Source organism: Pseudorhizobium xiangyangii (assembly GCF_020531965.1).
GTDB lineage: Bacteria > Pseudomonadota > Alphaproteobacteria > Rhizobiales > Rhizobiaceae > Neorhizobium > Neorhizobium xiangyangii.
Map to the genome: position 1 here is coordinate 65625 of NZ_JAJAWH010000006.1, position 22348 is coordinate 87972.

Genomic DNA, 22348 nt, shown 5'->3' on the forward strand with positions numbered 1-22348 from the left:
GCTAACGCGGCCGCAACCGCCGTTGCGCGCCGCCCCTAGCGCCTTTTCCAGGAGAAACCGATGGCCGTCGTTTCCAAAAAGATCCCCGCTCCCGAACACGTCAAGATCCGTACGGCGCTGCTCTCGGTTTCCGACAAGACCGGAATTGTCGAACTTGCGCGAGCGCTGGCCGATCAAGGCGTGCGGCTTCTTTCGACTGGCGGCACCCACAAGGCGATCGAGGCGGCCGGGCTTCCGGTGACCGACGTCTCGGAAGTCACCGGCTTTCCGGAAATCATGGATGGGCGCGTCAAGACGCTGCATCCCAACGTGCATGGCGGCCTGCTCGCCATCCGTGACGATGAAGACCATACCGCGGCAATGAAGAAGCACGGTATCGAGGGCATCGACCTCGCAGTCATCAATCTCTACCCGTTCGAAGAGGTCCGTGCGGCGGGCGGCGACTACCCGACCACGGTCGAAAACATCGATATCGGCGGACCGGCGATGATCCGCGCCTCTGCGAAGAACCATGCCTATGTAACGGTCGTGGTCGACCCCTCGGATTATCCGGCCGTGATCGAGGCGCTTCGTACCAATGACGGCCAGACGGTCTATGCCTTCCGCCAGAAGCTGGCGGCGAAAGCCTATGCCCGCACGGCCGCCTACGACACGGCGATCTCCAACTGGTTTGCCGAGGCTCTCGACATCGAGATCCCGCGCTACCGGACGCTGGGCGGCGTGCTGAAGGAGGAGATGCGCTACGGAGAGAACCCGCACCAGAGCGCTGGCTTCTACGTGACTGGTGAGAACCGTCCCGGAGTCGCGACGGCAAAGCTGCTGCAGGGCAAGCAGCTCTCCTATAACAACATCAACGACACGGACGGCGCCTTCGAACTGATCGCCGAGTTTTCGCCGGAACAGGGTCCGGCCTGCGCGATCATCAAGCACGCCAATCCCTGCGGCGTGGGCAGTGCCTCGACACTCAAGGAAGCCTATCTGCAAGCGCTTGCCTGCGACAGCACATCGGCGTTCGGCGGCATCATCGCGCTCAACCAGCTGCTCGACGGCGAGACGGCGGAAGAGATCGTCAAGCTGTTCACGGAGGTGATCATCGCGCCGGAAGTGTCCGAGGAGGCGAAAGCGATCATTGCGAAGAAGCCGAACCTTCGGCTGCTTGTAACCGGTGGTCTTCCGGACCCACGCTCGCGCGGCATCACGGCGAAGACGGTGGCCGGTGGCCTGCTGGTCCAGACGCGTGACAACGGCATGATCGAGGACATCGATCTGCGCGTCGTGACCAAGCGTGCGCCGACCGATCGCGAACTCGAGGATCTGAAGTTCGCTTACAAGGTGGCCAAGCACGTGAAGTCCAATGCCATCGTCTACGCCAAGGACGGCCAGACCGCCGGCATCGGTGCCGGGCAGATGAGCCGGATCGATTCGGCGCGCATCGCGGCCCTCAAGGCAGAGGAAGCGGCAAAGGCGATGGGCTGGGCCGAGCCGATGACCAAGGGTTCGGCGGTTGCGTCGGAAGCCTTTTTCCCGTTCGCGGACGGCCTGCTTTCGGCGATTGCAGCCGGTGCAACGTCGGTCATCCAGCCGGGTGGTTCGATGCGCGACCAGGAAGTCATCGATGCAGCCGACGCAAACGGCGTTGCCATGGTCTTTACCGGCATGCGCCACTTCCGCCACTGAGCAGCGGAAACCCTCTACCGAGCCGGATTTTTCTCCGGGTCGCCGGCCGGGTAGGGTGTTGTGATGAGAAGCAGCAGTCCGGCCAACAGGAAGATGATGAGCGTCGCCATGCCGAGCCTGGCGGAGCCGGTGGCATAGGTCGTCATGGAAAACAGCAGGGTCGCGAGGAAGCTGGTGGCCCGGCCCGAAAGCGCATAAATACCGAAATAGCGGCCGGATTCCGACAGGCTGACACTGCGCGCCAGATAGGATCGCGATGAGGCCTGTACCGGGCCGAAGGCGATGCCTATCAGGAGTCCGAATAGAATATATGCCTTCTCCGCTGCTGTGCCGAAGAGCCCGCCGCTGTCTTCCACCGACAGAGATAGGAGGCCAAAAAACACCATGCCCGGGCCGGTGGAAATGATGCCTGTCGTTGCGATCAGCAGCAGGATCAGGCTGAAGATGATGACCGTCTTCGATCCGAGACGACGGTCAAGACGGCCGGCGACAAAGCAGCCGAAGATCGCGACGACGTTCAACAGGATGCCGTAGATGCCGATTTCGATAGTTGCCCAACCGAACATGCCTGCGGCAAAAGCTCCGCCGAGGATCAGCAGGCCGTTGACGCCGTCCTGATAGAGCATGCGGGCGAACAGGAAACGGGTAATGCCGATCCGCTGCCGTAGTTCGCCGATGGTACCCCGCAATTCTTCAAGACCGCTGCGAACGGCCTGCCGCAATGGAAGCCCTTTGGCTGCGTCCGGCGTAAAGAGGAACATCGGCATGATGAACAAGAGGTACCAGACGGCGGCGATCGGACCAGTGATGCGGGCATCCTCGCCCAGCGCGGGATCAAGGCCGAATAGCGGAGGAATACCGATGATCGTGAGGCCCGTTTCAGGGCTGCCAGCAAGAAGCGCCACCACGAGAATGAGTACGATCATACCGCCGAGATAGCCGAGACCCCATGCCGTGTTGGAAACCCGCCCGACCTCTTCCCGGTTGACGAGGCGAGGCATCATGGAATCGTTGAAAACGACGGAAAACTCTGCCGCGATCGAGGCGAGGATCATCAGGACAAGTGGCAGGATCAGCGGTGAACCGGGCGCTGCAAGCCACAACAACAGCAGGCAGACGATTTTCAAGACTGCAAAGCATGCAATCCATGGTTTGCGCGGACCGGATTGATCGGCGATCGATCCGAGAACGGGGGATAGGAGGGCGATCACGATCGACGAGATCGTCGCCATATTCCCCCAGGCTGCCTGGGCCGAGATCGGGTCGTCCGTCAGCCGGGCCACGAAATAGGGGCCGAAGACGAATGTGGTGACGACCGTGAAGAATGGCTGAGCTGCCCAATCGAACAGCATCCAACCCCAGATACCACGGCGCGGCACCACCGGTGCCGGATTGCTTGCGTGAGCCGCGCTCACTCGTCGGATCCCCGGCCTCGTTCGTCGAGGAAAGTCCTCATGGGGATCGCATCTCGGCCAGATCGGTCAAGAGGCCGGCTGCGACGGTCATTTTCGAAAGGTTGAGTTCCGCCGAATCGGTCAAGGCTATGAGTTCGTCGGCGACCCGGTTCACCTGCTGGCGGCTTTTCGCATACCAAGCCTGCAGCGGCTTCTTTTCCTTTGCGTGGGACATGAGCGCGGAGATAGCGATATTTCTTCGTGCCGTCGCGATCTGTTCCAGGCTTCGGGTAAGGGCGAGACTTTCATAATGGTCTGCTGTGGTGACGCGCTCGCCACCATCTAGGAGCCGGTTAATGCGGAAGGTTTCCGTCACTGCGAAATATGTCTGGGCGACAGGACCGAGCTCGATACTCGTGCGGCCGCTGATCAGAAGCATCTCCGGCACGAGTACCAGCGTGGAGAGGCGCGCGACGTCTTCGGCAAGCGCAACAGGCACTCCATCCGCCTGAAGTTGTTCCGCTTGCTGCTGGATCTGCTCCGAGAGGCCGAGATTGCCAATCGAACCGCGTAGCTTCTTCGCGCCGGAACGCAGGATTTCCATTGCCGTCTTGATATCCTCCGCGCCAGCTCTGGTTTGCAGGATGAGCCGTGTGGCGTCGGCGAAGATTTCCGAGATCCTTGCATATACGGCGTTCTGGACCCTGCCGGGGACCTGTCCATCCAGTGCGTCCGTTGCATCCCAAAGGCTCGGAAGATCGAAACCATCGCGAGCAAGGAATGCGGCTTTCACGATCTCGGCGAAAGATGCGCTGGTAGTATCTCTCATTAGCTGTGCGAAGCCAGGTCCACCCCGATTGACGACTTCATTGGCAAGAACCGTTGCCACGATCTCGCGATGCAGGCGATGGTTCTCGATGTCGGAAGCGAACGTCTTCTGCATCCGGGCGGGGAAATATTCCTTAAGAACCGACGCAAAATAAGGCTCATCCGGAAGGGAGCTCTCCAGGAGCTCGTCGAACAGGGTCAACTTCGCATAAGATAGCAGAACCCCAATCTCCGGACGGGTGAGGGGGCGTCCAGCCTGATAGCGCTCAGCCAGCTCTGAATCAGAAGGGAGAGTCTCGACTTTACGGTTCAGTAGTTTGTGAGATTCCAGCACGGACATAAGGCGTGAGAGTTCCTCACGGTTCTCTGAGCCCTTTCGCTCCGTGAGAGAAATCGCCAAGGTTTGCAAGTAGTTGTTGCGCAGGACGAGGCCACCCACCTCGTCCGTCATGGCGGCGAGGATCTGGTTGCGCTTTTCTCGCGTCAGGCGGCCTGCCTGCATTGCGGAACTGAACGCAATCTTGATGTTGACCTCGACGTCCGAGGAATTGACCCCAGCAGAATTGTCTATCGCGTCTGAATTGCATCGCCCGCCAGCGAGCGCGTAGGCAATTCTCCCCTTCTGGGTAACGCCGAGATTGGCACCTTCGCCGATCACCCTGGCTCTTACCTCGCCGGCGACGACGCGGATCGGATCGTTGGCCCGATCTCCCACCTCAGCATCGGTTTCTGAGGCGCCCTTGATGTAGGTGCCGATACCCCCGAACCAGAGAAGGTCCACCGGACTCCTCAATATCGCAGTCATGATCTCATAAGGCGTGGCCACCGATTTCTCGATTCCGATGGCTGTTGCCGCCTGGGGTGTCAGTGCGACCGATTTTTCAGAGCGCGAAATGATCATCGCACCTTCGGACAGAGCTTTCCGATCATAGTCCTGCCAGCTGGATCGCGGCAGGCCAAAGAGACGCTGCCTTTCGGCAAAGGAAACTTGAACGTCCGGATCAGGATCGATGACGATATCGCGGTGGTCGAACGCAGCGATCAGTCGGATAAAGGGCGACAGTAGCATGCCGTTTCCGAACACGTCGCCGGACATGTCGCCGACCCCGGCTACCGTGAATGGGGTAGTCTGGATATCGATATCCATTTCACGGAAATGCCGCTTTGCGGCTTCCCAGGCACCGCGCGCAGTAATGCCCATTTTCTTGTGGTCGTAACCAGCCGATCCGCCGGATGCGAAGGCGTCGTCGAGCCAGAAGCCGGCTTCCTGCGCGAGCCCATTGGCGGTATCGGAGAAGGTGGCGGTGCCTTTGTCGGCTGCAACGACGAAATAGGGGTCGTCGCCGTCAAGCCTGACTGTGTCCGGAGGCCCAACAACGTCAGCACCGACGATGTTGTCCGTCACCGAGAGAAGCGTGCGGATGAAGGTCTTGTAGGCCTCGCGGCCGGCGAGGAACACCTCTTCGCGAGAACCGCCAACGGGCAGCGTCTTCGGAACGAATCCGCCCTTCGCACCGACCGGAACGATGACAGCGTTTTTGACCTGCTGGGCCTTTACAAGGCCAAGCACTTCCGTTCGGTAATCCTCTGCACGGTCAGACCAGCGCAAGCCGCCGCGGGCTACCTTTCCGAAGCGCAGATGCACACCTTCCACTTCGGTACCGTAGACGAAAATTTCCCGGAAAGGCTTCGGATCGGGTAGGCCGTCCAGCAGGTTCGGATCGAGCTTGAACGCAAGCGTTGCGCGCGGCAGCCCTTCGCCGGTGCGCTGGAAGTAATTGGTCCGTAGTGTCGAGTCGATAGCATTGATGTAGCGACGGAAGATGCGATCGTCGTCCAGGTTCGGCACGCCTGCCAGTGCCTGCTCGAGTTCGGCATGATGGGCAGACAACTTCTTTTCGCGGGTTTTGTCATTCAGGCTTGGATCGAAATCGTCGCGGAACAGCTGAAAGATGCTGCGCGAGATCATCGGATATCGCGCCAATGTATCGGCGATGAGAGCCTGAGAATAGACGATGCCGGCCTGTCGCAAATAGCGCGCGTAGGCGCGCAAGACAGTAACTTCGCGTGCTGTCAGCCCGGAAAGCAGGACGAGGCGGTTAAAGGAATCGTTGTCGGCTGTGCCATGGAAGGCGGCCAGAAATGCATCTTCGAGCCGCTGACCGTCCCGTGAAAGCTCAAGAGCGCCAGCTTGCCTTGCCTGCAGCTCCATATCGTGGAGCACGATATGGCGGCCTCCATCCGCTGCCTGCAGCTCGATTTCGAATGTCCGTTCGCTGACCACGCGGAAACCCAGGTTTTCGAGCAAGGGGACGCGTCGCGAGAGCGACAGGTGTTCCGGCTGGTGGAAGATCTTCAGTCGGACTGTGCCAAGTTCGTCAGTGTCGCGCGTGTAGAACTCGATGGAAATCTGCTGGCCCGCGGCGCAGGCGGTAATATCCGGCAGATCGGCGACCGTTTCCTCCGGGGTGAATGCTTCCTGAAAAGCGTAGTTGACCGACAGCCTTGGTCCATCCTCCGCGAGCGCATTGAAGCGCTGTTCCCATGGCGTTGAAATTGCACGGATGACCTCCTCAAGCTTTGCCTGAGGAATGCGGGGTGTCTTGCCGAGGCGGCGGCCGATGATGACGTGGACCCGTGCAACGCCTCCTTCAGGGAAGGCAGGATAGTAGGCAGATACATGACCTTCATACGCCTTGGCGAGATAGTCGCTCACCTTTTCGCGCACGAAGGAATTATACTCCTCGCGGGGCACGTAAACGATCACAGAGACAAACCGATCGAAGTGATCGATACGCGGCAGGACCCGGACCCGCGGCCTTTCGCTGAGCTCCATGATCTGTTCGCAGAAGCGGGCGAGTGTCGGGACATCAATCTGGAAGAGATCGTCGCGCGGATAGGATTCCAGCGTGTTCGTCAGCATTCGGCCGGAGTGGCTGTTCGGATCGAAGTCGAACTGTTCCTCGATACGCGCTGCCTTCGCCCGCAAGAGCGGGATGTCCCGAACTGAATGCGTATAGGCCGTCGCAGTGAACAGGCCGACAACACGCAGCTCGCCGATCACCTCGCCGTCCGTATCGAAGCGCTTGATGCCGACGTAGTCCATGTAGGCCCGACGATGGACAACCGACTTCACGTTTGCCTTGGTGACGATCAGGAAGTCCTGTCCCTCCAGGAACTCCAGGATTTCCGGTGTCGTCGTTACCGAGTCCTTGCCCTGGCGGAGGACGAGAACGTCGGGATCCGACAGGATTCCCAGGCCGCGGCCCTTGCTACGCTCAACTTTCGCATCCGCTCCTTTGCCTGAGTAGACATATTCGCGCATTCCCAGAAACGTGAAGTTGTCGTCGCGCAGCCAGTCGAGGAAGGCGAGTGCCTCGTCCCGGTCGCTCTTCTTTCGGCTGGCGGAATAGCTGCCGAGCTGCTCTGCGGCGCCCTCCAGTATCTCCAGCATCGATTTCCAGTCGGTGATTGCCAAGTGTACCTGATCAAGAACGCCGTGGATCCGCTTTACCAGCGCGTCGGCTTCCTGGCCGGAGATAGGTGGAAGATGAATCTGCATCAGGCTGACGTGATGTGCCGGGTCGCCTGGATGCTCGCTGGAGCGAAGGACTGGTTCCTTGCCGGGTTCCAGGAGCAGGATGGGATGCACTGCCATATAAAGATCGCGGTGTGTGCTCGTAACCTCACCCATCACCGAATCGAAAAGGAACGGCATGTTGCGATCAACGACAGTAAGCACATGGACGGCTACTCCGTCGGGTTCGACGCCCTCCACGGGTTCGATGGTGACGGCGGGCCGGACGCGTGTCCAGGCCTGCAGGGAGGAGGCTGCATGCACGGCGGCTGCCGCGAGCATCTTGGGTGTGTAAGACTCGAGATCATCGGTACTGCCGCGCCCGAAAAGGGCCGAGGGATCAAGAAACGGCCTAGCGCCATCGGCGGCGATCACCCGTGCTTTCTCGATATGTTTGTCCCGCTTCGGGTTATGCCTGCCCATGCCAGTATTCTCCTAGATGATGCCGCAACATGCTGCTGCCATTGTCGATCCGTCAACCACCTATAAGATCAAAGCGATCCCCGGGCGGAATCCGGCCCCGTTTCCTTTAAACAGCACGGAACGGCTGCTTATTGACAAGCAACAGTGAAAAAACGATCAAGCGCCATCGAAACTGGAGGCTTTAACATGGAAAACTCCGGCGCGGTGATCGTGATCTCCAGTCACGTCGTTCGCGGTTCCGTAGGAAACCGAGCTGCAGTTTTTGCCCTGGAGACCCTTGGTTTCCCCGTCTGGGCACTGCCGACAGTCGTGCTTCCATGGCATCCCGGTCATGGCAAGTCGACCCGCCTCACATTCTCAGAGAACGATTTTGACGCCGTCATCGATGACCTTATCCGTGCACCTTGGCTTGGCGAGGTGAAGGCCGTTCTCACCGGATATTTCGGCAATAGCGGCCAGCCGAGAGCAGTGGCACGACTGATCCGGGCATTGCACGATCGTAATCCAGATTTGCTATACGTTTGCGATCCGGTCATGGGTGATCTTGGTGGGTTGTACATTCCTCAAGAGACGGCGGAAGCGATCCGGGATGAGTTGCTGCCACTGGCGACCATTGCGACGCCCAACCGTTATGAGCTTGCCTGGCTTTCCGGGAGCGACCTGGACAGCAATGCCGAGATCATGGAGGCGGCGCTGGCGCTTGGACCATCTCGCATGCTGGTGACCTCAGCGGTGCCGATGATGACAGGCGGGACCGGCAACCTATATCTCACCGGTAAGCACGCGTTCCTTGCGGAACATCGGCTGATCGACAGCCCTCCGAACGGGTTAGGAGATCTGCTGGCGGCTCTCTTCCTTGCCCGGACACTATCCGGCGCCGATGAGGAACGCGCGTTGCAGATGGCCACTGCCAGTGTCTACGAAGTGTTGGCCAGAACGAGCAAGCGTGGGAGCGACGAGCTGACATTGGAGAGGGATGCGGCAAGCCTGACAACGCCGATGGCCATGGTGCAGATGCGGCGCCTCGTTCATCCGCTCCAACGGGTTCGGCGTTGACCACGAGTACGACATAGTATCGTTGATCTCACGATAACCTCAGGATAAAGCTAAGCCATGCACCAGTTCCCTGACCGCCTTCTGACCGGATACCGTAACTTTATGAGCGGCCGTTATGTCGATGAGGCCGATCGCTACCGCGGGCTGGCTGAGACGGGTCAGAAGCCCCACACGCTCGTGGTTGCCTGTTGCGACTCCAGGTCGGCTCCCGAGACAATATTTGATTGCGGGCCTGGAGAGCTTTTTGTGGTGCGGAACGTCGCAAACATGGTGCCGCCGTTCGAGCCGGACGGTCAGTTCCATGCGACCTCGGCCGCCTTGGAATATGCGGTCCAGGCTCTGAAGATCAGGAACATCGTCATCATGGGGCACGGGCGCTGCGGTGGTATTCAGGCGGCGCTTGATCCTGCAATGGAGCCGCTTTCACCGGGAGACTTCATCGGCAAGTGGATGGGTCTTGTTCGTACCGCGGCCGATCAAATTCAAAGCAACAACCTGATGACGCAATCGGAGCGCCAGACCGCGCTGGAGCGCGTGTCCATCCGTAGCTCCATCAATAACCTCCGGACTTTCCCGGAGGTCCGGAATCTCGAGGAACAGGGCGAACTGCAGATCCATGGAGCATGGTTCGACATCTCGACCGGCGAGCTCTGGGTCATGGACGGCAAGACGGGCGATTTCTTCCGCCCTTCTGACGAGACGCTGACGGCGGCAAGTCCGGAAACTGCCGCCGAATAGGCTATGCTTTACTGGCCGTCGATCTTGGCGCCGATATGCGCAATCGCCTGCTGGTAAACGGTTGCCGCATTCCAGCCCTGGATCGCCACGTAGTTCGGTTCGCCCGGCTGATAGCCGGCGCCGCGCTGCCAGCCATGTCCTGCGAGGAAGTTTGCGGTTGAAGCAAGAGCATCGGGACGGGAACGAACGAGATCGATGTGCCCATCGCCATCGCCATCGACGCCGTAGCGGATGACATTGGCGGGGAGGAATTGGGTCTGACCGATTTCGCCGTGCGCAGCGCCCTTGGCTGTTGTGCTCAGGTCGCCCCGCTGCACCAATTGCAGAGCGGCAAACAGCTGTTCGGTGAAATAGGCCGAGCGGCGGCAGTCATAGGCGAGGGTGGCAACCGCCGACAGAGTGTGCTGGTTGCCCAGGAAGCTGCCGAAGCCGGTTTCCATGCCCCAGATCGCGACGAGCGGACCAGCGGGCACGCCGTAACGACGCTCGAGCGAAGCGAAGAGCTGAGCATTGCCGGATTTCATTTTCTTGCCACGCGCGATGATCGTCGCACCACCGCGCTTTTCCATGAACTGGTCGAATGACAGCTTGAAGCTGCGTTGCCCACGATCGGCGCGGATGGTTTCGCGGTTGTACGAGACGGCGCTGAATGCCTTGTCGATGACAGCGGGGCTGAGACCAGCCGCCCTGGCCTGCGGCTTGAAATCCTCGACCCAGCGGCTGAAGCCGGATGAGTCATTGCCACATTGCGCAGCTGCTGCCGGCAACGCCAAACCTGTGAGCGCTGCGGCCAGGATGGTTGCGCGCATTATCTTCGACATGGATCAATCCGCTTTTGAGGGCACAGTCGGCCCAAATATTTTCTCTGGAGGGTGTTTATGACGTCAGCGAATGCACGCTGCAACTCATCAGGAGTGAATTGTTCGTGATGGTTGCAACGGCAATACCAGCGCCGCAACAGGCGGCACTGGTATCTGGACGTGCTTAACAATCGCTTACGCGGCGAGCTTGCGCGGCTTGATAAGGGCCCGATTGATCAGGAGTTCTGCTATCTGCACCGCGTTGAGAGCGGCGCCCTTGCGAAGGTTGTCGGAGACGATCCACATGTTGAGGCCGTTCTCGACGGTTGCGTCTTCGCGAATGCGCGAAATGTAGGTCGCATCCTCGCCGGCGCATTCGACCGGCGTGATATAGCCGCCGTTCTCGTGCTTGTCGATGACGAGGCAGCCGGGCGCTTCGCGCAGGATGTCACGTGCCTCGTCGGCAGTGATCTCGTTCTCGAACTCGATGTTGACCGATTCGGAATGGCCGATGAAGACAGGAACGCGAACTGCGGTGCAGGTGACCTTGATCTTCGGGTCGAGTATCTTCTTCGTTTCCGCCAGAACCTTCCACTCTTCCTTCGTGTAGCCGTCTTCCATGAAGCTGTCGATATGCGGAATGACGTTGAAGGCGATGCGCTTGGTGAACTTATTCGATTGGACCGGATCTGCGACGAAAACCGCGCGAGTCTGCGTGAAGAGTTCGTCCATGCCTTCCTTGCCGGCGCCAGAGACGGACTGATAGGTCGAGACGACAATACGCTTGATCTTTGCCGCATCATGGAGCGGCTTCAGCGCCACAACGAGCTGTGCCGTGGAGCAATTCGGGTTGGCAATGATGTTGCGCTTCTTGAAATCGACGATCGCATCCGGGTTTACTTCAGGAACGATCAGCGGAACGTCGGCGTCGTAACGCCAGGCCGAGGAATTGTCGATCACGACGCAACCCTGGGCGCCGATCTTCGGCGACCACTTCTGGGAAATGGTGCCGCCAGCGGACATCAGGCAAATGTCGGTGTCGGAGAAATCATAGTTCTCGAGATTCTGTACCTTCAGAACCTTGTCTCCGAAGGAAACCTCGGTGCCCTGCGAACGTGAAGACGCAAGGGCGATGACCTCGTCGGCGGGAAAGCCACGTTCGGCCAGGATGTTCAGAATTTCTCTGCCGACATTCCCCGTCGCGCCCGCAATTGCAATCTTGAAACCCATGATGTGCTCTCTTTCTGTCTCTCCTCGATCTTGGAGGGGGAAGCCGCGATCCATCGCGGGTTTCCTTGTCCCCAGCCTAACCGGGGAGAGAGCGGTGGGCCAGAGACGTCAGACGGTTTTCGTCGTCGTTTTGGCCGTGGTTTTGCAGGAGGCGAAAAAGCATTGGATCAGACCGGCCACATGTGCCGGTTGAAAATCAGCAGCGATGTCATACTCGCAGCGGTTCATAGGATGCTTTCCCGTTCGACGCAGGTGTTTAAAACATTCTCATCCGGAGTCAAGCTGAGAGCAGGACGGCGGCAACGTTTATAAGAATGGCGTAATGGATCGATAACAGGAGGATGCCGTGACAAGCGTCATCCTTGATGGATGGTCGCTTGTCACGAGCGGGAACAAGATCAGGCTGCGAGCGCCTTAAACTCTGCGAGGATCGCATCGCCCATTTCCGTGGTTCCAACCTGGCGGCAACCGTCGGCCATGATGTCGCCCGTGCGGAGGCCGCTGTCGAGAACGTTGGCGATCGCCTTTTCCAGCCGGTCGGCGTCCTGAACCATGTTGAACGAATAGCGCAAGCACATGGCGAAGGAGGCAATCATGGCGATCGGGTTGGCAATACCCTTGCCGGAGATATCTGGCGCGGAGCCATGCACGGGCTCATACATGGCCTTGCGCTTGCCTGTCTTGGCATCGGGCGCACCGAGTGACGCGGACGGCAGCATGCCGAGCGAACCCGTCAGCATGGCGGCAACGTCGGAGAGCATGTCGCCGAACAGGTTGTCGGTGACGATGACGTCGAACTGCTTCGGCGCCCGCACCAGCTGCATGCCTCCGGCATCCGCCAGCATGTGCTCGAGCTTCACTTCGGAGAACTTCGTCTTGTGCGTTTCAGTTACGACCTGGTTCCAGAGCACGCCGGATTTCATGACGTTGCGCTTTTCCATGGAGCAAACCGCATTGTTGCGCGTACGGGCCATCTCGAACGCGACGGCAGCGATGCGCTCGATTTCGTAGGTGTCGTATACCTGGGTGTCGATGGCGCGCTTCTGGCCGTTGCCGAGATCGCTGATGGTTTTTGGCTCGCCGAAATAGACGCCGCCGGTCAGTTCGCGGATGATGAGGATGTCGAGGCCTTCGACCAGTTCCGGCTTCAGCGATGATGCGGAAGCGAGCGCCGGATAGCAGATGGCCGGACGCAGGTTGGCGAAGAGCTCGAGGTCCTTGCGCAGGCGCAACAGACCGGCTTCGGGCCGGACCTCATAGGGGACGTCGTCCCACTTCGGTCCGCCGACCGCTCCGAACAGAACAGCGTCTGCCGCCATGGCTTTTTCCATGTCCTCATCGGAAATAGCCGCGCCATGCGCATCGTAAGCACTGCCGCCAACCAGACCTTCGTCCGTTACGAAGCCGGCATCCATGCTTTCGTTCATGTAGGTGATAATCTTGCGGACTTCGCCCATGGTTTCGGGGCCGATGCCGTCACCGGGAAGAAGGAAGAGAGACTTCGTCATCGTATGATTTCCTCAAATTGGGCAAGCTCACCCTCCGCACGGCCATGGCCGTACCTTCGTGACCTCCTCCGAGCCTGCCGAAGGACGAGGTCTGGCAGACTCTACGTGGCGCCGGCTCCGATGCGAGCCGTCACCTCAATTTCAACTTTCATCTCCGGCATGATGAGGCCGCATACGATCATGGTTGCGGCGGGTCGGATATCGGCAAAGGCCGCTCCCAATACCTCCACGGTGGCATCATAATTTGCCATGTCGGTGATGTAATAGCGGACGCGGACGACGTCCTTCAGGCTGCTGCCTGCCTCGTGCAAGGCCTTGCCGATCGTGGCCAGTGCGTTCTCGGTCTGCGCCGCGACGTCCTCCGGCATCTCCATTCTGGCATAGTCGTAGCCCGTTGTGCCGGAGACATAGACCATGTCCCCGTCTACAACGGCGCGTGAATAGCCGATCCTGGTTTCAAACGGGGAGCCGGACGAGATGCGCTTGACCATGGCGGGTAAGCCGCCTCAGAGCCAGGGCCGCTCGGTGCGGATCTTGTTCTCGAAGCCGCCGATCACGGTCTCGCTTTTCAGGGTTGTGGCGATATCGTCGAGCCCTTCCAGCAGGATGTGACGGCGTGCCTGATCGATGTCGAAATGTATCGAACCGCCATCCGGACCGGTGATTTCCTGGGCTTCGAGATCGACCGTAAGGATGGCATTCGAACCGCGCGACGCATCATCCATCAGCTTGTCCAGATCGTCCTGGCTGACGACGATGGGCAGGATGCCGTTCTTGAAACAGTTATTATAGAAGATATCGGCGAAGCTCGTGGAGATCACGCAGCGAATACCGAAGTCGAGAAGCGCCCAGGGTGCATGCTCGCGAGAGGAGCCGCAGCCGAAATTGTCGCCGGCGACAAGGATCTTGGAGTTCCTGTAGGCGGGCTTGTTGAGGACGAAGTCAGAATTCTCCGAACCGTCTTCCTGATAGCGCGCTTCAGCGAAAAGGCCCTTGCCGAGCCCGGTTCGCTTGATTGTCTTCAGGTAGTCTTTCGGAATGATCATGTCCGTATCGACATTGACGACCGGAAGCGGCGCTGCAACGCCGGTGAGCTTGACGAACTTTTCCATGATCTGCCTCCACATGGATTATCTGCGAAGGCCTTAAATCAAATCGGGGGGGATTTGAAGGACCGATTTACCCTCAAGCGGTACGCCGAAGAGCGGAAAAGCAGTGTTTCCGTTGTCTGCCGTGCTTTTGGCTCAGAGATCGATGATCGTGCCGCGACCGTCGTTCCAAACACGCATCTCGGAATTCTGCCGCTTGGCCTTCACCTGAGCCGGCTTCAGTCGTGCGGATAGAAGGCGGCCGGCTGCAAGTACGCCAAGTATGCCCACAAACGCGACCGTCAACGATGCGGTCAGCAGGGCTGCCAGCGCGAACAAAGCGACGCCAGTGGTGAAAAGGAAGAACGAACGGATATTTTGCATGGTCCAGACCTTTCTCGTACGGTCAATGTGGTTGCTGACGGCTCGCCTTGCAAGACTTTCGTTTGGTGGTGATATTGCGCCGAGCTCAAAAGCTTGTCACAAAATCGCGATGACGACCGTTAATCTCGCCCCAATACGTTTTCCTCCGCCTCGCCGTTCCTGCCTCAGTGTGCCCGCGATCAACCAGCGTGCGCTCGACAAGACACATGGGTTGGAGTGCGACGTTGTGATCTTCGATCTCGAGGATTCGGTCGCGCCGGAGAGGAAGGCCGAGGCACGGGACAATCTGCGGCGCTTTTTCCGCGAGACACCGCTTGAGGGCGTAGAGAGGGTCATTCGCATCAACGGTGCCGACACCGAGTTTCGCGGAAGTGATCTGGATCTGGTTCTGGAACTGCAACCTGATGCGGTACTACTGCCGAAGGTTGGAGATCCTGCGGAAGTCCGCGAGGCGACGAAATTTCTATCCGGAGGCCCGACAGAGGTACGGCTGTGGGCAATGATGGAAACGCCGAGGGGCGTGCTGAATGCAGCAATGATTGCCGAGGTTGGCCGTGAGGCCGATGGCCGGCTGGATTGCTTTGTGCTCGGCCTCAACGATCTGCGCAAGGAAACCGGCGTTCCGCCCGAGCCGGGAAGGGCCTATCTGGTCCCCTGGATGATGCAGGTGGTGCTGGCGGCCCGAGCCCATGGGCTGGATGTCCTCGACAGCGTGTTCAACGATTTTCGCGATGAGGCCGGTTTTGCCGCAGAATGCGGGCAGGGCAGGTCTATGGGATTCGATGGCAAGATGCTGATCCATCCGGCTCAGATTGCGGCTTCGAACGAAAGCTTCGGTCCTGCACCGCAGGCGTTGATCGAGGCGGAAGCCATCATCGCCGCGTTTTCAGATCCCGCGACCGGGGATCGCAACGTCATCAACATGAATGGCCGGATGGTCGAGCGGCTTCACCTGGAGCAGGCGGAGAAGCTCATGGCCACGGCAAAGCAGATTTCACTCAGAAAGAAGAAGACATGAAACTATACCGCCTCCTCACAGCTCCCGACGACGCCTCCTTCTGCCACAAGGTAACTGCTGCGCTGAACAAGGGATGGGAGCTTTTCGGCTCTCCCACATATGCCTTTAACGCCAATACGGGTGAAATGCAGTGCGGGCAGGCGGTAACGAAGACCGTTGACGGCAAGGATTATCATCCCGACATCAAGCTTGGCGAACAATAACGCCTTGCAAGCGGATCAGCGGTCGGTTGCCTCTTCGGCGCTCTCCTCGATCCGCTCCATGTCATCGTCGCTCAAACCGAAATGATGGCCGATCTCGTGGATCAGCACGTGAGTGATGATGTCGCCGAGCGTTTCTTCGTTTTCGGCCCAATAATCCAGGATTGGGCGGCGATAGAGCCTGATCCTGTTCGGCAGTTCGCCGGTTTCCATGCTGAAACGTTCGGAAATCCCACGTCCTTCAAAAAGGCCGAGCAGATCGAACGGGGTTTCCAGGGCCATGTCTTCGAAGATTTCGTCATCAGGGAAATCTTCGATCTCGATGGTCAGGTTAGCGGTCAGCGCCCGGAATTCTTCCGGTAGATTGCCGTAGGCTTCAATCGCCAGCGACTCGAATGCGCTAAGTGTCGGCGCGTGGCGATCCCGCCAGTCGTCGGTTTGGTCAATTCGGGCCATAGATGCTCCTTTGGCAGTCCATATAAGCTATTCTGCGAAATTTTCGAGAGGATTCATGGACCTCCGGGGAGGGAAGCAAAATGGTTGTTGACTCTTCGCGAGAGCTCTGGAATCCATAAGAACATAAAGTGAACATGTTGGAATGGAGCTGACGCCATGGCTAAATATGCCGCGGCGCAGGAGAGACTTTTTGCCCTGCGTGAAACGATAGCAAAGTTGGAGGGCAGGTCCCCCGCTCTGGTGGTGGAGGGGCAGCCATGGGCAGGAAAGGGATCGGTCAGCCGCACGTTCCCTCGGAGAGTTTTTTTTGGAGTTCCGGAAGTCGATGCGGCCCTGGACGAAGGCATCCCTCTTGATGGCATTACGGAAATCCGAACCCTCAGCATGCGCGATGCCGGAGCAGGAAGCGGTTTTGCGCTTGCCCTCGCAGCCGTTATCCAGAAGGCAGCTGAAGCTTCCGCTCTTTTATGGATCAGCGACAGGGTGTCGAGCGGAGAGGCAGGGCTGCCGTATCCGATCGGGCTTACGCAGTACGGCCTGGGGGTGGAAGACTTCCTCCATGCGGTGCCCCGGAAGCTGGACGATGCGCTGTGGCTTGCAGAGGCGGCAGCATCGAGCGGGGCACTGGCGGCTACTATTCTCGAGATCAAGGGCAATCCTTCGTCTTTCGGCTTGTCCGAGAGCAGGAGGTTGAACCTCAGGGCAAAAGCGGCGGGGCGGCCGATTTTGCTTCTGCGGCATGCGGGCGAGGAGGAGGCGAGCAGTGCCGTATTCCGCTTTTGTGTCGAACCGAGACCTGCTTCAGAGCGGCCTCTCCCCGACGGATCGATGCTTGGCGGCAGCATCGGCTCTTCCGTTTTCCGTCTCACCCTTGAGAAGAGCCGTAATCCGGCTCCGATCTCCTTTATTCTGGAGTGGAATTCCCATGACCGTCAATTTTCCCTCACCCGACAATCAGAGCTGTCTCGCCTTTCCGGGCGTGCGGCAGCGCGTTCTGGCGCTCTTTTTCCCGCATCTGGCGACCGATCGGACCGCGCGTCGGCTTTGGGGCGCCTCCTGGCGTTTGGCAGGGCGTCCTGATCACCCGCCCTTGCTCTGTTCAGGCCGGCGCGACAGTGCCATTCGCCTCACAGCGCTTGACGAAGTAGCCGCAGTTCTGGGCCTCAGATGTGGTCAAGGCCTTGCCGAGGCACGCGCTATGCATCCGACGATCGATGTCGTCGAAGAGGATCCGCTGGCGGACAAGGCACTTCTGGAAGCGACTGCCGACTGGTGCGATCGATACACGCCGTTGGTGGCGATCGATGGCAGCGACGGCTTGTTTCTCGATATTACCGGCTGCACGCATCTTTTCGGCGGGGAGCAGGCGCTGCTGGACGATATTCTCTTCCGGCTGCTCCAGATGGGCTTCAAGGTCCAGGGCGCAATTTCCGCGTCTCCAGGCTTATCCTGGGCCGCCTGCCGTTTCCGCGAAGGCGGTGTAATTGCGGAGGGAGCGGCGGAAGAGGTGCTTGGATCCTTGCCGGTTGCTTCTCTCCGGATCGATGATCAAACCGTTGCAGCCCTGAAGAAGCTAGGGTTGAAAGAAGTCGGGGACCTGCTTTCCGTGCCGCGTGCGCCTTTGGCACGCCGTTTCGGAGGACATGTGCTGCTTCGGCTCGACCAGGCTTTGGAGCGCGAGGAAGAGCCGATTTCTCCTCGCCGCCCGGTTGCTTATCTTTCGGTGGAGCGCAGGCTGCCGGAAGCTATTCAGGCGGAAGACGATATTTTGGGGCTTACGGCGCGCATTGCCGCGTCCCTTCGGCCAAATCTCGAGGCGCGCGGTGCGGGAGGGCGGGTTTTCGAATTGGTCCTGTTCCGGGTCGATGGCCGGGTTTTCCGGGTCATTGCCGGCGCTTCCCGGCCTTTGCGGGATCCGCAGAAAATCGCCAACCTGTTTACCGAACGCCTGAAGGCCGTTCATGACGAGTTGGATGCCGGTTTCGGGTTCGAACTTCTGCGCCTTAATGTTCTTCATCACGATTCCTTTGAGGAGGCACAGGGGGATCTTGTGGGCGTTTCACGAGACGGAGCACAGCTCGCTGACTTGATCGATCGCGTATCGGCAAGGCTGGGCAAGGGTGTGCTCCGGGGTTTTCAGTTTCGCGAAAGCCATATCCCCGAACGAGCGGTCGTGGCCAAGCCGGCTATTTCCCTTAACTCCGATGTTAAAGACAGGAGGGCGCCTGCCGCCATGACGAGGGTCGAGCGGCCTTTGCGGCTGCTTCCCAGGCCGGAACTGATGGAGGCTTTTGCTGCAACTGTCCCAGATGGTCCGCCCAGCCGGTTCAGGTGGCGCCGGGTCCTGCATGATGTCGCCCGCGCAGAGGGGCCGGAGCGGATTTCTCCTGAGTGGTGGCTGGATGATGCGGCGTCAGAGGAACGGGATTACTTCCGGTTGGAGATTGCGTCCGGACATCGCTTCTGGGTCTATCGCAAAGGCCACTACCAGCCAAATTATCAGCCCACTTGGTACATGCACGGGATGTTCGCATGACCTCGCAGGCCCCTGTCTTCTTCGAGATCGGTGCGCGCACCAATTTCTCCTTTCTGGAAGGAGCCTCCAAACCTGAGGAAATGGTGTTGACGGCTTCCATGCTCGGACTTTCCGGCCTTGGGATTGCCGACCGCAACTCCGTCGCCGGCGTGGTTCGCGCCCATAGCCATGTGCGCGAATTGAAGGAAAAACATCGGCGCAAAGAGGAAGACAGAAAATCGGAGAGCGATGGTCTTTCTCCTTGCCGAGTCCAGCCCGGCGCGCGCCTCGTTTTCTCCGACCATATGCCCGATGTTCTGGCGTATCCGATAAACCGTAAGGGCTGGGGTAATCTATGCCGGCTTCTCAGCCGGGGGAATCTGAGGGCGGGAAAAGGCTCGTGCATTCTGGAGGAGTGGGATCTTCTGGAATGGGGCGGAGAGATGATGCTGGCCGTCATTCCCGATCCCACCCGCGTCACCGACAATACCTATCTGCAGAGGTTCGAAGAGGCACTGAGGCTGCTGCGTAAAAGATTTGGCAAGGCGCTCTACCTCGCCCTGTCTCCCAGCTATGACAGTCTGGACAGTTTCGTCTTTGCGACGTTCGCCTTGATTGCACGCCGCAACCGGGTACCGCTGCTGGGGAGCAACCAGCCGCTCTATAATCTTCCGGAGAGACGGCGCCTTTCCGATGTCGTGACGGCGATCCGCGAGCATGTGACGATTGCAGAGGCCGGGTTCCGACTGGCACCAAATGCCGAGCGGCACTTGAAGACAGGGCAGGAAATGGCCCGCCTTTTTGCGGACTATCCGGAGGCCGTTGCCAATACCGAAACATTTTTTAGCCGACTTTTATTTTCGCTGGACGAGCTTCGGCACAACTATCCCGATGAGAGCGTTCCGGGTGAAACGGTATCCGAAACGCTGGAAAGGCTGACTCGTGAAGGTGCGGCAGAGCGCTATCCCGGTGGGATTCCGGCGAAAGTCACCGAGCAGATCGACTACGAGCTCGCCCTCATCAAGGGGAAGAAATACGAGCCTTACTTCCTGACGGTGCGTCATATCGTCTGGCACGCACGGCATGTGCTGAAGGTTCTCTGCCAGGGACGCGGCTCGGCGGCCAATTCCGCCGTGTGCTACTGCCTTGGTATTACTGAGGTGGATCCCACCTCCACGAAACTCCTGTTTGAGCGGTTCATCTCGACCGAGCGCGATGAACCGCCTGACATAGACGTGGATTTCGAGCATGAACGGCGTGAGGAGGTCATTCAATACATCTACCAGCATTACGGCTTTCGTCATGCGGGGCTTACGGCGGCAGTGACGAGCTACCGAACCCGGATGGCGGGGCGCGAAGTGGCCAAGGCTTTCGGCCTTTCCGAAGATGTGCAGGCTGCCTTGTCGAGCACGGTCTGGGGCTGGTCCGAGGATGGGCTCTCCGAGCGGGAGGCAAAGGTTGCGGGTCTCGACGTCAGCGATCCGACGACCCTTAGGGTGATGGCGCATGCCAAGGAGCTCATGGGATTTCCAAGGCACCTGACGCAGCACGTCGGCGGGTTTCTGATCACCCGGGACAGGCTCGACGAGGTGGTGCCGATCATGCCGACGGCCATGCCGGGTCGCTACATGATCGAATGGGACAAGGACGATCTCGATACGTTGAATCTGCTCAAGATCGATGTGCTGGCGCTTGGGATGCTGACCTGCCTCAGGAAGGCATTTGAGCATTTGAGCTTTCATTACCAGCGAGAGGAGACGCTTGCCGGCCTGATGCAGGATCAAAGAGCGGATGTCTACGATATGATTTGCCGGGCCGATACGATCGGCGTCTTCCAGATAGAAAGCCGGGCGCAGATGAGCATGCTGCCGCGGCTGAGGCCACGCCAATTCTATGATCTCGTGATTGAGGTCGCGATTGTCCGGCCTGGTCCCATCCAGGGCAACATGGTGCACCCTTACCTCAAGCGGAGAGAGAAGCGGGATAGGGGAGAGGAGATCCATTACGAAAAGCCGGAATTGAAGGCGGTCCTGGAGCGGACCCTTGGTGTTCCGCTCTTTCAGGAGCAGGCGATGCAGATCGCGATCACCGCCGCAGGTTTCAAACCGGATAAAGCGGATCGGCTGCGGCGGTCCATGGCAACATTCAAGCGCTCTGGGCGGGTCGAGGAATTCAAGAGGGATATGATCTCGGGAATGGTGAAAAACGGCTACTCCGCGGAGTTTGCCGAACGCTGTTTCAGCCAGATCGAAGGCTTTGCCGAATACGGCTTTCCGGAAAGCCATGCAGCATCCTTCGCGCTGTTGGTTTATGCTTCGTGCTGGGTCAAAACATATTATCCGGACGTCTTCTGCGCGGCGCTCCTGAACTCGCAGCCTATGGGCTTCTATGCGCCGGCCCAACTGGTGCGCGATGCGCAGGAGCATGGCGTCGATGTCCGGCCGGTGGACGTCAATCTTTCTGATTGGAACAGCGGGCTGGAGAAGGGGGAGTATAGAAGGAGCGGAATAGACCCGCGTCACCGGGAGATGCGCAATGTGATCCTTACGGAAAAGGCCGTGCGATTGGGCTTCCGCCAGATCAAGGGACTTTCTGAAGAGACCATCAAGGATCGCCTGATCGAAAATCGCGGCAGCGGTTATGTCTCCATCCGCGATCTCTGGCTTCGTTCCGGCATCGACAAAGCTGACATCGAACGGCTGGCCGATGCCGATGCTTTCGGTTCGATAGGGCTTTCTCGCCGAGAGGCTCTTTGGCAGGTTCGTGGGCTCGATGCCAGAAAGGCGACCGACAAGCTGCCGCTCTTTGACCAAGTCAAGCAAGGCGAGCTTCAGATAGAGCCGGCGACGCGTCTGCCGAAGATGCTTTCCGGCGAGCAGGTCATCGAGGACTACCGCTATCTATCACTGTCGCTGAAGGCGCATCCGACATCCTTCCTGCGCGAGAATTTCATTCGGCAATGGGTCACGCGTAGCGTCGATCTTCTCTCGCTACCGAATGGCTGTAGGGTGACGATCGCGGGCCTTGTACTGGTGCGGCAGCGGCCTGGGTCGGCGAAGGGTGTAATTTTCATGACGCTCGAGGATGAAACCGGTGTCGCCAATGCGATCGTCTGGCCCAAGGTTTTTGAACATTATCGGCCGATCGTCATGGGGGCCCGACTGGTGAAGATCCGCGGCAGGCTGCAGAGTGCGCATGGTGTCATTCATACCGTTGTGGAGCACATGGAAGATGTCACTCATATGCTTGGTCTGCTTCAGAACGAGGCACGGCGTTTCGGGTCCCTCCGATCCGACGAAGCGCTGGGATCGGGGAGCGGCAGCTATCGCAACAGGGAGGACTTTATAGGGCAGGACGTTTCCGGAAGTGCAACCAAATCACAGACACCGTCCTTGAATGAATCCAAGCCGGAGGATGTCATGCCAAAAGGGCGCAATTTTCACTAGCAGCCCATAT

At 59.1% G+C, this 22348-nt stretch carries 17 protein-coding genes; 8 read left to right on the top strand and 9 right to left on the bottom strand.

Annotation, left to right across the window (positions count from 1 at the left end; translation table 11 throughout):
* The first annotated feature begins 60 nt into the window (after positions 1–60).
* A complete protein-coding gene (gene purH / locus LH464_RS06910) occupies positions 61–1677 on the top strand; it encodes a bifunctional phosphoribosylaminoimidazolecarboxamide formyltransferase/IMP cyclohydrolase (protein WP_226785641.1) in 1617 nt (538 codons plus the stop codon).
* A 14-nt stretch (positions 1678–1691) separates the two neighbouring features.
* Here purH and LH464_RS06915 read toward each other — a convergent pair whose 3' ends face one another.
* A complete protein-coding gene (locus LH464_RS06915; RefSeq protein ID WP_226785750.1) occupies positions 1692–3029 on the bottom strand; it encodes an MFS transporter in 1338 nt (445 codons plus the stop codon).
* Positions 3030–3129: 100 nt separating this feature from the next.
* The gene (locus LH464_RS06920) at positions 3130–7899 is read right to left on the bottom strand and encodes an NAD-glutamate dehydrogenase (protein WP_226785642.1); all 4770 of its coding nucleotides are present in this window, start codon (positions 7897–7899) and stop codon (positions 3130–3132) included.
* A 186-nt stretch (positions 7900–8085) separates the two neighbouring features.
* On the opposite strand from LH464_RS06920, the gene pdxY reads away from it, so the two are divergent.
* Together pdxY and LH464_RS06930 are read left to right on the top strand one after the other, a co-directional pair.
* Positions 8086–8955 carry a pyridoxal kinase PdxY gene (gene pdxY / locus LH464_RS06925; RefSeq protein WP_226785643.1) on the top strand — a complete coding sequence of 290 codons (870 nt, stop codon included), beginning with the start codon at positions 8086–8088 and terminating at the stop codon, positions 8953–8955.
* Positions 8956–9012: 57 nt separating this feature from the next.
* A complete protein-coding gene (locus LH464_RS06930) occupies positions 9013–9693 on the top strand; it encodes a carbonic anhydrase (RefSeq protein ID WP_226785644.1) in 681 nt (226 codons plus the stop codon).
* Between the two features lie 8 nt (positions 9694–9701).
* Here LH464_RS06930 and LH464_RS06935 read toward each other — a convergent pair whose 3' ends face one another.
* The 6 genes from LH464_RS06935 to LH464_RS06960 all read right to left on the bottom strand — a co-directional run bounded on the left by LH464_RS06935 (position 9702) and on the right by LH464_RS06960 (position 14703).
* Complete coding sequence (locus LH464_RS06935; protein WP_226785645.1) at positions 9702–10514, bottom strand: lytic murein transglycosylase; 813 nt, start codon at positions 10512–10514, stop codon at positions 9702–9704.
* 174 nt (positions 10515–10688) lie between these two features.
* Complete coding sequence (locus LH464_RS06940) at positions 10689–11723, bottom strand: aspartate-semialdehyde dehydrogenase (protein WP_226785646.1); 1035 nt, start codon at positions 11721–11723, stop codon at positions 10689–10691.
* Between the two features lie 398 nt (positions 11724–12121).
* Positions 12122–13231 (bottom strand): 3-isopropylmalate dehydrogenase, encoded by a 1110-nt coding sequence (leuB, locus tag LH464_RS06945; protein WP_226785647.1) that lies wholly within the window; start codon positions 13229–13231, stop codon positions 12122–12124.
* Positions 13232–13332: 101 nt separating this feature from the next.
* On the bottom strand, positions 13333–13722 hold the full coding sequence (locus LH464_RS06950) for a RidA family protein (protein ID WP_226785648.1): 390 nt from the start codon (positions 13720–13722) through the stop codon (positions 13333–13335).
* 15 nt (positions 13723–13737) lie between these two features.
* Positions 13738–14343 carry a 3-isopropylmalate dehydratase small subunit gene (gene leuD, locus LH464_RS06955; protein ID WP_226785649.1) on the bottom strand — a complete coding sequence of 202 codons (606 nt, stop codon included), beginning with the start codon at positions 14341–14343 and terminating at the stop codon, positions 13738–13740.
* Positions 14344–14475: 132 nt separating this feature from the next.
* A complete protein-coding gene (locus LH464_RS06960; protein WP_226785650.1) occupies positions 14476–14703 on the bottom strand; it encodes a hypothetical protein in 228 nt (75 codons plus the stop codon).
* 109 nt (positions 14704–14812) lie between these two features.
* Between LH464_RS06960 and LH464_RS06965 the strand changes: the two genes are divergently transcribed.
* Positions 14813–15721, top strand: coding sequence for an HpcH/HpaI aldolase/citrate lyase family protein (locus LH464_RS06965; protein WP_226785651.1), 909 nt, complete (start codon positions 14813–14815; stop codon positions 15719–15721).
* A complete protein-coding gene (locus tag LH464_RS06970; protein ID WP_226785652.1) occupies positions 15718–15924 on the top strand; it encodes a DUF1737 domain-containing protein in 207 nt (68 codons plus the stop codon). The genes LH464_RS06965 and LH464_RS06970 overlap by 4 nt, the downstream gene beginning before the upstream one ends.
* Positions 15925–15939: 15 nt before the next feature.
* Here LH464_RS06970 and LH464_RS06975 read toward each other — a convergent pair whose 3' ends face one another.
* On the bottom strand, positions 15940–16377 hold the full coding sequence (locus LH464_RS06975; RefSeq protein WP_226785653.1) for a metallopeptidase family protein: 438 nt from the start codon (positions 16375–16377) through the stop codon (positions 15940–15942).
* Between the two features lie 156 nt (positions 16378–16533).
* On the opposite strand from LH464_RS06975, the gene LH464_RS06980 reads away from it, so the two are divergent.
* Genes LH464_RS06980 through LH464_RS06990 form a run of 3 tightly spaced genes read left to right on the top strand, consistent with a single transcriptional unit; the run spans position 16534 to position 22338 of the window.
* Positions 16534–17457 (top strand): ImuA family protein, encoded by a 924-nt coding sequence (locus tag LH464_RS06980; RefSeq protein ID WP_226785654.1) that lies wholly within the window; start codon positions 16534–16536, stop codon positions 17455–17457.
* On the top strand, positions 17357–18913 hold the full coding sequence (locus tag LH464_RS06985; RefSeq protein WP_390624936.1) for a Y-family DNA polymerase: 1557 nt from the start codon (positions 17357–17359) through the stop codon (positions 18911–18913). The genes LH464_RS06980 and LH464_RS06985 overlap by 101 nt, the downstream gene beginning before the upstream one ends.
* Positions 18910–22338, top strand: a complete 3429-nt coding sequence (locus LH464_RS06990; RefSeq protein ID WP_226785655.1) for an error-prone DNA polymerase — start codon at positions 18910–18912, stop codon at positions 22336–22338. The genes LH464_RS06985 and LH464_RS06990 overlap by 4 nt, the downstream gene beginning before the upstream one ends.
* Positions 22339–22348: the final 10 nt, after the last annotated feature.

Coding starts and splice junctions, on each gene's coding strand:
- purH (WP_226785641.1), top strand. CDS start 61: ATGGCCGTCGTTTCCAAAAAGATCCCCGCTCCCGAACACGTCAAGATC.
- LH464_RS06915 (WP_226785750.1), bottom strand. CDS start 3,029: ATGCTGTTCGATTGGGCAGCTCAGCCATTCTTCACGGTCGTCACCACA.
- LH464_RS06920 (WP_226785642.1), bottom strand. CDS start 7,899: ATGGGCAGGCATAACCCGAAGCGGGACAAACATATCGAGAAAGCACGG.
- pdxY (WP_226785643.1), top strand. CDS start 8,086: ATGGAAAACTCCGGCGCGGTGATCGTGATCTCCAGTCACGTCGTTCGC.
- LH464_RS06930 (WP_226785644.1), top strand. CDS start 9,013: ATGCACCAGTTCCCTGACCGCCTTCTGACCGGATACCGTAACTTTATG.
- LH464_RS06935 (WP_226785645.1), bottom strand. CDS start 10,514: ATGTCGAAGATAATGCGCGCAACCATCCTGGCCGCAGCGCTCACAGGT.
- LH464_RS06940 (WP_226785646.1), bottom strand. CDS start 11,723: ATGGGTTTCAAGATTGCAATTGCGGGCGCGACGGGGAATGTCGGCAGA.
- leuB (WP_226785647.1), bottom strand. CDS start 13,231: ATGACGAAGTCTCTCTTCCTTCTTCCCGGTGACGGCATCGGCCCCGAA.
- LH464_RS06950 (WP_226785648.1), bottom strand. CDS start 13,722: ATGGTCAAGCGCATCTCGTCCGGCTCCCCGTTTGAAACCAGGATCGGC.
- leuD (WP_226785649.1), bottom strand. CDS start 14,343: ATGGAAAAGTTCGTCAAGCTCACCGGCGTTGCAGCGCCGCTTCCGGTC.
- LH464_RS06960 (WP_226785650.1), bottom strand. CDS start 14,703: ATGCAAAATATCCGTTCGTTCTTCCTTTTCACCACTGGCGTCGCTTTG.
- LH464_RS06965 (WP_226785651.1), top strand. CDS start 14,813: ATGACGACCGTTAATCTCGCCCCAATACGTTTTCCTCCGCCTCGCCGT.
- LH464_RS06970 (WP_226785652.1), top strand. CDS start 15,718: ATGAAACTATACCGCCTCCTCACAGCTCCCGACGACGCCTCCTTCTGC.
- LH464_RS06975 (WP_226785653.1), bottom strand. CDS start 16,377: ATGGCCCGAATTGACCAAACCGACGACTGGCGGGATCGCCACGCGCCG.
- LH464_RS06980 (WP_226785654.1), top strand. CDS start 16,534: ATGGCTAAATATGCCGCGGCGCAGGAGAGACTTTTTGCCCTGCGTGAA.
- LH464_RS06990 (WP_226785655.1), top strand. CDS start 18,910: ATGACCTCGCAGGCCCCTGTCTTCTTCGAGATCGGTGCGCGCACCAAT.